This is a genomic window from Massilia sp. IC2-278 (genome assembly GCF_020708045.1).
Lineage (GTDB): Bacteria > Pseudomonadota > Gammaproteobacteria > Burkholderiales > Burkholderiaceae_D > Telluria.
On the sequence record NZ_JAJFES010000011.1, the window covers coordinates 31925 to 44657 of the forward strand.

Sequence of the window (12733 nt, forward strand, 5' to 3'; positions counted from 1 at the left end):
TATCGGATTGTTCAGCGCCGTGCCGCGACCACGGCGATTTCGATTTGCACATCGCGCGGTAGCCGTGCGACTTCAACTGTTGCGCGCGCGGGTGGCGCTTCCTTGAAATACTCGCCGTAGATCTTGTTCATCACGGCGAAGTCGTCCAGGCTTTTCATGTACACCGTGCTGCTCAGGACGTCCGTATAATCCAGTCCCTGCGATTGCAGTTGCATGCCGATGTAGTCGAGTACCAGGCGGGTCTGTTCTTCGATCGTCGTGCCCTGGACACCCGTGCCTTCCTTGTTCAGGGGGATGACGCCCGAGAAGTAGATCAGCTTGCCGTGGCCGACCATTTGTGAATAAGGGCCAATGGCCGGGTAGGTTTTATCGGTGGATAGCACGACCTTGCCGCCCGTGCCGGGCATTGCGCAGCCTCCTGCCAATACGGCGAGCATGATCATGGTTGAGGTCGTTGTGATTGCGCGGATCTTCATGTCTCCCCCTCGTTAAAAAACAAGCTTGCATATTCATGCTCTGCTCAGTCATTTAACGTCGTAATTTGCACCGTTGTGGTGCCTCAGTTCAGGTTGTTGCGTCATCTCAAGTTCCGGCAGAAATGGTGTTGTCTGTGCGAGGCGCACCCTACAGAGCTGACGTACCGAGCGGTAAGATGGAGAGGGGAGTAGCGCAGCTTTCGGCGCAGAAAAAAGAAACGGCCCGCTATACAGCGGGCCGTTGCAGGCTTCGTTCCGGCCCGGGGCCGGACGATGGGGATCAGCCCAGGTTCGCGTTCACGAATTCCCAGTTGACCAGGTTCCACCACGATTCCACGAACTTGGCGCGGGCGTTGCGGTAGTCGATGTAGTAGGCGTGTTCCCAGACGTCGCAGGTCAGCAGGGCCTTGTCGTCCGAGGCCAGCGGGGTGTGGGCGTTCGAGGTGTTGACGATGTCGACGCTGCCGTCGGCCTTTTGCACCAGCCAGGTCCAGCCCGAACCGAAGTTGCCGACTGCCGACTTGGTGAACTCTTCCTTGAACTTGTCGAACGAACCCCATTTCGCGTTGATGGCATCAGCGACCTTGCCGGTCGGTGCGCCGCCGCCGTTCGGGCTCATGCAGTTCCAGAAGAAGGTGTGGTTCCAGACTTGCGCCGAGTTGTTGAAGATGCCGCCCGAGGACTTCTTGACGATTTCTTCCAGCGACATGTTTTCGAACTCGGTGCCCTTGATCAGGTTGTTCAGGTTCGTCACATAGGTCGCGTGGTGCTTGCCGTAGTGGTATTCCAGGGTCTCGGCCGAGATGTGCGGCTGCAGGGCGTCTTTGGCGTACGGCAGTGGCGGCAGGGTATGTTCCATGTCTTGGTCCTTGTTGGTTAGAAAGTTATTGTTCGGAAACGGCGCATATTCTAAACCGGATGGACCGACGTTGCATGCTTGCTCAGATTGCCGTCATTCCAACTCGGCTTGCACGCTCGATACCCGCACTTGCGCGCTGCCTTCGGCCAGGCGCACCGTGAGCGCGGTGCGCGCCTTGATCTGGTCCGGCGAACGCAGCGCCTCGCCCTTGGCATTGCTGACGATGGCATAGCCGCGCTCGAGCGTGCGCTGCGGGTTCAGCAATTCCAGCTGGGCCGCCAGCGCGCCCAGGCGGTCGCGCCGCTGGGCGACCTGGGTGCAGACGCTCGCATTCAGGTGGCGCCCCTCGGCCGTGAGCTGGGCACGCAGGGTCCGCAGGTCCGGACGGTGGCGTGCCCAGCGCTGCTGGAGCTGGGCCAGGGTCACGCCGCCGCGGCCGAGCGGCGTGCGCACCGCGTGCGTGAGCGAGGCGGCCATGGCGCGCAGCTTCAGGCGCTGGTGGGCGATCTGGGCCGTGGGGCTGAGCAGGCGCCGGCTGAGGTTATCCAGGCCCTGGCTGGCTTCCGACAGCTGGCGCGCCATGGCGCGCCGCAGATCGAGGGCGTCGGCCGACAGCGAGGCCATCCAGTCGTCGCGCGGCGTGGCCGCCAGCTCGGCCGCCGCCGTCGGGGTGGCGGCGCGCATGTCGGCGGCGAAGTCGGCGATGGTGACGTCGGTCTCGTGGCCGACGCCGGAAATCACGGGGATGCTGCAGGCGGCGATCGCGCGCGCCACGCATTCCTCGTTGAAGCTCCACAAATCCTCGATCGAACCGCCGCCGCGGCAGACCAGCAGCACATCGACCTCGGCGCGGCGCGAGGCCGTCATGATGGCTTCGGCGATCTTGTCGGCGGCAAACTGGCCCTGCACCGGGGCCGGATACAGCACGATGTTGACGTGCGGTGCGCGCCGCTTCAGGGCGGTGAGCACGTCGCGCAGGGCCGCCGCCTGCGGGCTGGTGACGATGCCGATGCTGCGAGTGAACAGCGGCAGCGGGCGCTTGCGGTCGGCGTCGAACAGGCCCTGGTTGCTCAGCTTTTCCTTCAGGCGCAGGAAGGCCTCGTACAGCTGGCCAACGCCGGCGCGGCGGATCGCCTCGACATTGATCTGATAGTCGCCGCGCGCGCCATACAGCGTGACCAGTGCGCGCACCTCGACCTTGTCGCCTTCGCGCGGATTGAAGCCGGCGTACTGGGCGCGGCTGCGGAACATCACCGCGCGCACCTGGGCCGCATCGTCCTTCAGCGTGAAGTACCAGTGGCCGGAACTGGCGCGCGTGAAGTTCGAGATTTCGCCGCCGATCCAGACCAGCGGGAAGGAACGCTCCAGCAGGCGCGCGACCTGCCCGTTCAGCGCGGTAACGGACAGGACGGGCGGAGCAGTGTAGGCGGTGTCGGAATCGGTATCGTTGAACATGTGTGGGCATCCTGGTGCATGAGCGGTGAAGCTTATGGCATATCCGCGCCGCGCCGACAAGGGGTATTTGTAGCGTGCAGGTGCGCCTTTTTTGCAGGCATGGCAGGGCGATTCGTTTGAAATCAATGGCTTATGTAGGGCTAGGTTCACTTGGGCACAATGTTATCCACAAAAAATGTGAGGAACTCGGCAGTAAACTTATCCTGCTGCCGAAAATGCGGGCATGCATCTGTATGTCTTTTAGAATCAACGACTTGCTTGTAGAGCATCTGCCTTGCGCACATCTTTTTCCACAGTTTGTGTGAAGAGTTCGCTTCGAATGGACGTGCACAGGTCAGTCAGGTACGGCCTCGAACGCATGGAAGCTACCTGTCTTGTCAGGCTTCCCAACTATGCCAAAAATTGAAGCAGGAGATTTTTTCTCTTTAAAATCAAACAGTTTGTGCTAACGCAAGGCGCTTCCTCACAATTTTGTCCACAGAAAATGTGAAGAAGCGCACATGTGTCCACATTCGCCCGAACTGGCCGGTTTGCGCGCGCTGCCGTGTTCTCGCCAGACCTTGTCCCAGCCCAGCGCACAAGAGGGTCTTGCAGAGGCCTCGACAATGGACCAGACTCGGCGCTACAGCATTTTTCGTGGATAACTCTTGAGCTTGCTCAAAAAGCAGGCGTCATCACAAAGTATTTAAGAATCAAACACTTGTGGTGCAGAGAAGGGCCTTGATCACATTCTTTTCCACAGAAAGTGTGCATAGACTTCCGCCTGCTTCGTGCTGGCGCGAACCGAATCGGACTTCCTGTGGCGCAGTGGGGATAAGTCGGTCTGCTTACTTTCTTTGCAGCACCATTTTTCCCTTTGAAATCAACGATGTCAGCTGGCCTGCCTGGCCTTGCTCACAATTTTGTCCACAAAAACTGTGGGGAAACGCCTTTCAATCGAATCCAGACAACGGATGAGCCGGTGCCGAATTCTTCAGCAGTGAGATATTGATGAGTTAAATCAATTACTTAAGTCCGCAAGACTGCCATTGCACACATTTTTATCCACAGAAATTGTTTGCAACTTCAAGGGCCGGGGAGGCTGCATCGAGCGTCCAGACACCATGGCATCATGCCAATCCACCTGCTTCTTTCTTGCGCACGTAGAAAATTCCCTTAAGAATCAACATACTTAGCGTACGGATATGTCCTTGCACACAATTTTATCCACAGAACTTGTGCAGAACTACTCTTGCTCAGGCGGCGGCAACTTGCTACATTGCCGGATTCGTTTCCATTCTGTCAGGAGTTCACTTGCTCGCCATCTTACAAGCCGCAGGCTGGCCCATCTGGCCATTGCTGATTGCCTCGATCGTTGCCCTGGCATTGATCATCGAACGCCTGATTTACCTGCGCCGCGAAAAGATCCTCCCGAAAGCCCTGCTCGGTGAAGTCATCAACGTCTATCGCAACAACAAGGTCACCCCGGACATCATCAATACCCTGGAAACCAATTCGCCGCTCGGCACCGTGCTGGCGGCCGCCCTGCGCAACGTCGACGCACCGCGCGACGTCATGAAAGAGTCGATCGAGGAAGCCGGCCGCGGCGTCGCCCACGTGCTCGAGCGTTTCCTGACCACGCTCGGCACCATCGCTTCGCTGGCGCCGCTGATGGGCCTGTTCGGCACGGTGGTCGGCATGATCGAGATCTTCGGTTCGCAAAACGCCTCGGGCGCGAATCCCGCGCAGCTGGCGCACGGGATTTCGATTGCGCTGTATAACACCGGTTTCGGCCTGGCGATCGCGATGCCGGCCCTGGTCTTCTACCGCCACTTCCGCGCCCTGGTCGACAGCTTCATCGTCGACATGGAACTGCAGGCGGTGAAGTTCGTCGACGTCGTTCACGGTGCCCGCAAATGATGGACTTTCGCCGCGGCCGCAAGCGCGAGGATCCGGAAATCAACCTGATCCCGTTCATCGACGTGCTGCTGGTCGTGCTCATCTTCCTGATGGTGTCGACCACCTACAGCAAGTTCACCGAACTGCAGATCACGCTGCCGACGGCCGACGCCGACAAGGTGGTCGACAAACCCTTCGAGATCAATGTCACGATCGACGCCAAGGGAAACTACACGGTGAACAACACGCCGGTCTCCTTCCAGGGCGTGAACGGCCTGGCCGACGACCTGAAGGCCGCCGCGCGCTCGGGCCCGAACGGCCAGCCGGTGGCCGACCCTGTCATCATCGTCAACGCCGACCAGTTCGCGATGCACCAGATGGTCATCAACGTGCTGGAAGCGGCGCGCCTGGCCGGCTACGACAAGCTGACCTTTGCTGCCCAGACCGGCGGCAAGAAGTAAGGCCGTGAGTAACACCGTCCAGGCGGGCAGCGACTGCGCGCCTGGCGTTTCCTTCTTTTCATGTCCAAGAACCATTCCCTTGAATCCGTCCTGACCCGCGCCTGGCTGCGCCGCGGTCCGCTCGCCTGCGCGCTGTGGCCGCTGTCGCTGCTGTTTCGCGCGCTGGCGGCCCTGCGCGTCGGCCTGTACCGTGCCGGCCTGCTGACGTCCACGCACCTGCCGGTGCCGGTCGTTGTCGTCGGCAACATCTTTATTGGCGGTACGGGCAAGACCCCGCTGACGATCTGGCTGGCCGACGCACTGGTCGAGGCCGGCATGCGCCCCGGCGTGATTTCGCGCGGTCACGGGAGCGAAGGCGAGGCGCCGCGCGCCGTGACGCCGGCATCGGATGCGGCCCAGGTCGGCGACGAGCCGCTCCTGATCGCGCGCCGCACGCGGGTGCCGGTGTTCGTCGGGCGCCGGCGTGCCGAGGCGGGCAGGGCGCTGCTGGCGGCACATCCGGAGGTGAATGTCCTGCTCACCGACGATGGCCTGCAGCACTACGCCCTGGCGCGCGACGTCGAGGTGGTGCTGTTCGACGGGCGCGGCGTGGGCAACGGCTGGCTGCTGCCGGCCGGCCCCTTGCGCGAGCCGCCTTCGCGCCGGCGCGACTTCACGGTGGTGAATGCGCCCGAGATCGCGCCGCAGTTGGCGCGCGCCGTCGGCGGCCAGCCGTACCGAATGACGCTGGCCGGCGACACGGCCGAGCAACTGGTCGACGCCAACCGGCGCCTGCCGCTGTCCGATTTCGCCGGCCGCCGCATCCTGGCCGCTGCCGGGATCGGCAATCCGGGACGCTTCTTTGCCATGCTGCGCGGCGCTGGTCTGTCGTTCGCCGAACTGGCGCTGCCTGACCACCACGACTTCCGCGACGACCCGTTTGCGGGCGTGGATGCCGATGTCATCCTGATCACCGAGAAGGATGCAGTAAAATGTGGGCAACTTGAAAACCTGAAGCACGACCCGCGCCTGTGGGTGGTGCCGGTCAGCGCGCGCATCGATGCCGCGCTCGCCCAACAAATTGTGGAGAAATGTCGTGGACGCTCGACTGCTTGATATCCTGGTCTGCCCGCTGTGCAAGGGCCCGCTCGAATACGATAAAAAAGGCCAGGAACTGACCTGTCGCCCCGACCGCCTGGCTTACCCGATCCGCGACGGTATCCCGATCATGTGGGCCGACCAGGCGCGCAAGATCGAAGCGGTCTGAATCGCATGCGCTTTACCGTCATCATCCCGGCGCGCCTGGCCTCGACCCGGCTGCCGAACAAGCCGCTGGCCGACCTCGGCGGTAAGCCGATGGTCGTGCGCGTCGCCGAGCGCGCGCGTGAGTCCGGCGCGGCGCGCATCATCGTCGCCACCGACCACGCCGATATTGCCGCCGCCTGCGCCGCGCACGGCGTGGAAGCCGTCATGACCCGCGCCGACCACCCGTCCGGCACCGACCGCATCGCCGAAGTGGCGCGCGCGCTGAATTTGCCGGCCGACGAAGTCGTGGTCAATCTGCAGGGCGACGAGCCACTGATCGACCCGGCCTTGCTGGCGGCCTGCGCCGCGCGCATCAGCCTTGAGGTGCCGATGGCGACCTGCGCCCATCCTTTGCACGACGTGGCCGACGTATTCAACCCGAACGTGGTGAAGGTCGTGCTCGACAAGGCGGGCCGCGCCCTGTATTTCTCGCGCGCCAGCATTCCCTGGGCGCGCGACGCCTTTGCCGCCAGCCGCGACACCTTGCCTGCCGGGTATGCGCCGCTGCGACACATTGGCCTCTATGCCTACAGCAACGCCTTCCTGCAAGCCTATCCGGGCCTGGAGGTCTCGCCGCTGGAGCAGATCGAAGCGCTGGAGCAATTGCGCGTCCTCTGGCATGGCGTGCCGATTGCCGTGCACGTGACCGACAGCGCGCCCCAGGCCGGTGTCGACACCCCGGAAGATTTAGCACGGGTGCAATTGCACTACGCGTCTTGAGCTTTATTGCAATTGATTAGCGGCTAGTCTGCGGTACATCAAAAAAGCAAGAAATCGCGACCGAAGCCAGCCGCTGGAATTGGCGTTGACGCTGCCTTTTGTGGTAAGTTTCGTATCAAGCTAGGCAGGTCTGCATCAATAAAGCATCAATTGCAATCCGTTGCCAACACAATAACGATTTTCAACATTTCACCATTTCAACATCCGTTTAGGAATCTTCATGCGTCTCATTCTGTTAGGAGCGCCTGGCGCCGGTAAGGGCACCCAGGCTAACTTCATCAAGGAAAAATACAATATCCCGCAAATCTCCACCGGCGACATGCTGCGCGCGGCGATCAAGGCCGGCACCGAGCTGGGCCTGGCGGCGAAAAAGGTAATGGACGCAGGCGGCCTGGTTTCCGACGACATCATGATCGGCCTCGTGAAAGACCGCCTGCAGGAAGCCGACTGCGCCAACGGCTACCTGTTCGACGGCTTCCCGCGCACCATCGCCCAGGCCGACGCCATGAAGGACAACGGCATCAACGTCGACTACGTGCTGGAAATCGACGTGCCCGACGATTTGATCGTCGAGCGCATGAGCGGCCGCCGCACCCACCAGCCTTCGGGCCGCGTGTACCACACCAAGTTCAACCCGCCGAAGGTCGCCGACATCGACGATGTCACCGGCGAACCGCTGGTCCAGCGCGACGACGACAAGGAAGAAACCGTCAAGAAGCGCCTGTCGGTCTACCACAACCAGACCGAAGTGCTGCTCGGCTACTACAACAAGTGGGCCCAGTCGGGCCTGCCGGGCGCGCCGAAATACCGCAAGATCACCGGCGTGGGCCCGGTCGAGCAAGTACGCGACGCGGCGTTTGCCGCGCTCTCCGAGTAATCGGAAGCAAGACTGAAGCGGACAGCGATGTCCGCTTTTTTTATACCCGGATGACGCGCTGTCACCCGTCGTATCAGTGGTTTGGATCAAATGTGTGCAGTACGCAGTGAGGCAGACTGCTTCGCCGAAGAGGTGAGCATTCTTTCGTTGTGTGGTGTTGCTTGATTAAAAAACTAAGGGGACGACATGGCAGCAAACCTGATCACGTTTACCGTGGCCTGCGGCGTCATCGCGGTCATCTATGGGCTGTGGGCCCGCGCCTGGATCCTGCGCCAGGACGCCGGCAACGCCCGCATGCAGGAAATCTCGCTGGCCATCCAGGAAGGCGCCGCCGCCTACCTCGGGCGCCAGTACCGCACCATCGGCATCGTCGGCCTGGTGCTCCTCGTTGCCATCTATTTTTTGCTGGGCGCCTGGACCGCGGGCGGCTTCCTGGCCGGCGCGGTGTTGTCCGGCGCCTGCGGCTTCATCGGCATGAATGTCTCGGTGCGCGCCAACGTGCGCACCGCCCAGGCCGCCGCCAAGGGCATGAACGAGGCGCTCGACGTCGCCTTCAAGGGCGGGGCGATCACCGGCATGCTGGTGGTCGGCCTCGGCCTGCTGGGCGTCACCCTGTTCTACTGGGCGCTCTCCGCCAATGGCGACGCGGCCCTGTCGCGCCATGACGTCATCAAGCCGCTGATCGGCCTCGCCTTCGGCGCCTCGCTGATCTCCATTTTCGCGCGCCTGGGCGGCGGCATCTTCACCAAGGGCGCCGACGTTGGCGCCGACCTCGTCGGCAAGGTCGAGGCCGGCATTCCCGAAGACGACCCGCGCAATCCTGCGGTGATCGCCGACAACGTGGGCGACAACGTCGGCGACTGCGCCGGCATGGCGGCCGATCTGTTCGAAACGTACGTGGTCACCCTGATCGCCACCATGCTGCTCGGCGCGCTGATGATCGTCGACGGCGCCGGTGAAGCCATGCTGTATCCGCTGCTGCTGGGCGCGGTGTCCATCCTCGGCTCCATCGTCGGCTGCGCCATGGTGCGCCACAAGCCGGGGCGCAAGATCATGTCGGCCCTGTACACCGGCCTGTGGTGGGCGGCCGGCCTGTCGCTGATCGGCTTCGCGGTCGTCACCTGGCTGGTCTGGGGCGACGAAGCCATGCGCGGCAGCATGCTCGGCTGCGCAGTGGTCGGCATCGTGCTGACCGGGCTGATGGTCTACATCACCGAGTACTACACCGGCACCGATTTCAAGCCGGTGCGCCACATCGCCGAAGCATCGACCACTGGCCACGGCACCAACATCATCGCCGGCCTGGGCGTGTCGATGAAGTCCACCGCCTACCCGGTGCTCGCGGTCTGCATCGCCATCCTGGTCGCTTTCCAGCTGGGCGGGCTGTACGGCATTGCGATTGCCGCCACCTCGATGCTGTCGATGGCCGGCATCATCGTCGCCCTCGATGCCTACGGCCCGATCACCGACAATGCCGGCGGCATCGCCGAGATGAGCGGCATGCCGGATTCGGTGCGCGCGATTACCGACCCGCTCGATGCGGTGGGTAACACCACCAAGGCCGTCACCAAGGGCTATGCCATCGGCTCGGCCGGCCTGGCGGCGCTGGTGCTGTTCGCCGACTACACCCACGCGCTCGATTCGGTCGGCAAGTCCGTCGTCTTCGAACTGTCGAACCCGATGGTGATCGTCGGCCTGTTCATCGGCGGCCTGGTTCCCTACCTGTTCGGGGCGATGGCGATGGAAGCGGTGGGGCGCGCGGCGGGCGCGGTGGTGGTGGAAGTGCGGCGCCAGTTCCGCGACATCGTCGGCATCATGGCCGGCACCGGCAAGCCGGAATACGACAAGGCGGTGGACATGCTCACCGCCTCGGCGATCCGCGAAATGGTGGTGCCGTCGCTGCTGCCGGTGATCGTGCCGATCCTGGTCGGCATGCTGCTGGGGCCGGCGGCGCTCGGTGGGCTGCTGATGGGCACCATCATCACCGGGCTGTTCGTGGCGATTTCCATGACCACCGGCGGCGGCGCCTGGGACAACGCCAAGAAATACATCGAGGACGGCAACTACGGCGGCAAGGGTTCCGACACGCACAAGGCGGCCGTGACGGGCGACACCGTGGGCGACCCCTACAAGGACACGGCCGGCCCGGCGGTGAACCCGCTCATCAAGATCATCAACATCGTCGCGCTGCTGCTGGTGCCGCTGCTGCCGGCGGCGGGCTGGATCGCGGTGTCCGAGCCCCAGCTCGCGCAGATGCGCAAGCCGGCGCACACGACCACGGCGCCGGCGGTGACTCCGACACGGGTTGCTGCTGAACAGCCTCGTCCGCAGCCCTGAAGCACAGGCCGGCAAGGCGGTAGGGTGGACGGCTTTTGCCGTCCACGCGTCCAGCATACGGCAATGCCCGTAACGCAAGCCGGCACCGGAACGCAGGCTACAAAATTGTAACTAACCGACCTGAGCATTACTGCCAACGTTGGCCGTCAGGGCCGATCACGCCGGCGTCAACACAGCGCAGGCGTCAACACGGTGCCAACGCAGTGCAGCGTCAACACTGTGCCAACGCAGTCCAGCGTCAAGACTGCGTCGACGCTGCGCCAATCAACACTGCGCCAATCAACACTGCGCCAACGTGGATGCAAACCAGCTTCAACGCTGCTGTAAGGCCTCGTCGATCGCCTGCGCCAGCGACGCATGGTCCGAATCCCCATGGTAGCGCTCGCCATTGATGAAGAAACTCGGCGTTCCGCTGGCCCCGGCGGCGCGTCCGGCTTCCGCCTGCGCCAACACCTTGTCGCGATACCGCCCGCTTTCGAACGCGTCGCGCCAGCGCCCGGCATCGATCCCCATGGCGCCGGCGAGCGCGGGCAGGGCGTCCTCGTCCAGCATGCCCTGGTTCTCGAACAGCGCGTCGTGCATCTCCCAGAACTTGCCCTGGGCGCCAGCGGCCTCGGCGGCTTCCGCCAACGGCTGGGCGAGCGGGTGCAGGTCTGAGAGCGGCAGGTGCCGGTAGACCAGCCGCAGGCGGTCTCCGTGCTGGCGCCGCAATTCGCCGAGCGCCGCATGCGCGCGGGCGCAATACGGGCACTGGAAGTCGCCGTATTCGATCAGCGTGACCACGGCGTCGCTGCCGCCGCGCACGTGATCGTCCTGGGTAATGCCAAGTTCCTTGCTCATCCTGCCTCCATGATGGTGCCGGCCAATGCGGCTTCGATCTCATCATGGCACGGCCGGGCAGGGCGGCGGCGCAGGTTTCCCGTCAGAACACACACATCTTGCCTGCTTCCTCGCGCAGCCAGCCGCGGAAGTCCGGGTGCGCGATCGCGATCAGTTCCTGCGCCCTCTGCTTGGCCGACTTGCCGCGCAGCTGGGCCACGCCGTATTCGGTGACCACGTAGTTGACGTCGTTCTTGCTGGTGGTGGCGTGGGTGCCCGGCGTGAGCGTGGGCACGATGCGCGAGATGGTGCCGTCCTTCGCCGTCGAGGGCAGCACGATGAAGGACTTGCCGCCGCGCGAACGGTTGGCGGCGCGCACGAAGTCGACCTGGCCGCCGGTGCCGGAATAGGGCAGGTGGGCAATGCTTTCGCTGCCGCATTGCCCGAGCAAATCGACCTGCAAGCTGGCGTTGATCGACACCAGTTTGTCGTTCTGGCCGGCGATGTACGGGTCGTTGGTGAAGTTCGACGGGTGCATTTCCAGCATCGGGTTCTGGTGCATGAAGTCGTAGAGCTTGCGCGAGCCGAGCGCAAAGGTCGCCACCATCTTGCCGGGCAGGAGGGTCTTGCGCCGGTTGGTCACGGCGCCGCACTCGACCAGCTTCAGGATGCCGTCGCCGATCATCTCGGTATGGATGCCGAGGTCGTGCTTGTGGGTCAGCTGCATCACCACGGCGTCGGGAATGCCGCCATAGCCGATCTGCAGGGTCGAGCCATCCTCGATCATGTCGGCCACGTGCTTGCCAATGGCTTCCTGCACCGCGCCGATCGCCGGCAGGCCCACTTCCAGGATCGGCGTGTCGTCCTCGACCAGCGCCGTCACCTGCGAAATGTGCACGTGGCACTGGCCATGCGCGAAGGGCACGTGCGGGTTCACTTCCAGTACCACCACGCGCGCCTTGGCCACCGCCGCCATGGTGTAGTCGGTGCCCAGGCTGAGCGAAAAGAAACCCTGGGCATTCATGCTCGACGCCATGGCGAAGACCACGTCGGCCGGCATCAGGCCGCGCTCGATCAGGGTCGGGATCTCGGAAAAATAATTCGGGATGAAGTCGCACCAGCCGCCCTGGCCGCCCCCGCGCGAGGCGCCGCCGAAGAACAAGGCCGCGTGGCGCACGTGCCGGGCCGTGTCCTGCTCGAAGTAGCCATATTTGCGCATCGCCAGGATCTGCGCCACCCGGATGCCTTGCCAGCGCGTGCGCGCTTCCGACAGGGCCGTGAGCAGGGCAGGCGGCTCGCCGACCCCGGTCGGCACGATGATCATGTCCTGGTCGTGCAGGTGGGCCAGCGCACCCGCGGCGTCGGTGCGTTTGTCCTGGTAGAGCTCGTGAACTGTCTGCATTGCCGTCTCCATCGTTGTGATTATCGTCGCGGCATCATCACGCACATTGCCGGATCGTCCCCTCAGCGTAAACCGCGAAACTGACACGGACTTGACGCGGCGGCCATGCTGGCGCGCGCCATGGCGGGCAGGGGCGGCCGATAATCGGCATACCGGCCCCAGGCC

12 protein-coding genes are annotated in these 12733 nt (G+C 63.5%); 7 read left to right on the forward strand and 5 right to left on the reverse strand.

The features are described from left to right. Positions 1-11: 11 nt before the first annotated feature. From LK540_RS18330 to xseA, 3 genes are all read right to left on the reverse strand, one after another. Positions 12-476 carry a Rid family detoxifying hydrolase gene (locus tag LK540_RS18330; RefSeq protein ID WP_229438750.1) on the reverse strand — a complete coding sequence of 155 codons (465 nt, stop codon included), beginning with the start codon at positions 474-476 and terminating at the stop codon, positions 12-14. 280 nt (positions 477-756) lie between these two features. Continuing rightward, the gene (locus LK540_RS18335; protein WP_229438751.1) at positions 757-1335 is read right to left on the reverse strand and encodes a superoxide dismutase; all 579 of its coding nucleotides are present in this window, start codon (positions 1333-1335) and stop codon (positions 757-759) included. A 93-nt stretch (positions 1336-1428) separates the two neighbouring features. Further along, a complete protein-coding gene (gene xseA / locus LK540_RS18340) occupies positions 1429-2790 on the reverse strand; it encodes an exodeoxyribonuclease VII large subunit (protein ID WP_229438752.1) in 1362 nt (453 codons plus the stop codon). A 1293-nt stretch (positions 2791-4083) separates the two neighbouring features. Between xseA and LK540_RS18345 the strand changes: the two genes are divergently transcribed. The 7 genes from LK540_RS18345 (at position 4084) to LK540_RS18375 (ending at position 10347) form a co-directional block, all read left to right on the forward strand. Then, a complete protein-coding gene (locus LK540_RS18345; protein ID WP_229438753.1) occupies positions 4084-4689 on the forward strand; it encodes a MotA/TolQ/ExbB proton channel family protein in 606 nt (201 codons plus the stop codon). Beyond that, entirely contained in the window at positions 4689-5129 is a 441-nt protein-coding gene (locus tag LK540_RS18350) for a biopolymer transporter ExbD (protein ID WP_229438859.1), read from the forward strand. Before LK540_RS18345 ends, LK540_RS18350 begins: the two co-directional genes overlap by 1 nt. A gap of 60 nt (positions 5130-5189) precedes the next feature. Continuing rightward, positions 5190-6224 carry a tetraacyldisaccharide 4'-kinase gene (gene lpxK, locus LK540_RS18355; protein ID WP_229438754.1) on the forward strand — a complete coding sequence of 345 codons (1035 nt, stop codon included), beginning with the start codon at positions 5190-5192 and terminating at the stop codon, positions 6222-6224. Beyond that, positions 6205-6375, forward strand: a complete 171-nt coding sequence (locus LK540_RS18360) for a Trm112 family protein (protein WP_229438755.1) — start codon at positions 6205-6207, stop codon at positions 6373-6375. The genes lpxK and LK540_RS18360 overlap by 20 nt, the downstream gene beginning before the upstream one ends. Before the next feature lie 5 nt (positions 6376-6380). Then, complete coding sequence (kdsB, locus tag LK540_RS18365) at positions 6381-7133, forward strand: 3-deoxy-manno-octulosonate cytidylyltransferase (RefSeq protein ID WP_229438756.1); 753 nt, start codon at positions 6381-6383, stop codon at positions 7131-7133. Between the two features lie 220 nt (positions 7134-7353). Beyond that, a complete protein-coding gene (gene adk, locus LK540_RS18370) occupies positions 7354-8010 on the forward strand; it encodes an adenylate kinase (RefSeq protein ID WP_229438757.1) in 657 nt (218 codons plus the stop codon). A gap of 186 nt (positions 8011-8196) precedes the next feature. Next, on the forward strand, positions 8197-10347 hold the full coding sequence (locus LK540_RS18375; RefSeq protein WP_229438758.1) for a sodium-translocating pyrophosphatase: 2151 nt from the start codon (positions 8197-8199) through the stop codon (positions 10345-10347). A gap of 312 nt (positions 10348-10659) precedes the next feature. Here LK540_RS18375 and LK540_RS18380 read toward each other — a convergent pair whose 3' ends face one another. Together LK540_RS18380 and LK540_RS18385 are read right to left on the reverse strand one after the other, a co-directional pair. Next, a complete protein-coding gene (locus LK540_RS18380) occupies positions 10660-11187 on the reverse strand; it encodes a thioredoxin domain-containing protein (RefSeq protein ID WP_229438759.1) in 528 nt (175 codons plus the stop codon). Positions 11188-11269: 82 nt separating this feature from the next. Continuing rightward, a complete protein-coding gene (locus tag LK540_RS18385) occupies positions 11270-12568 on the reverse strand; it encodes an acetyl-CoA hydrolase/transferase family protein (protein WP_229438760.1) in 1299 nt (432 codons plus the stop codon). Positions 12569-12733: the final 165 nt, after the last annotated feature.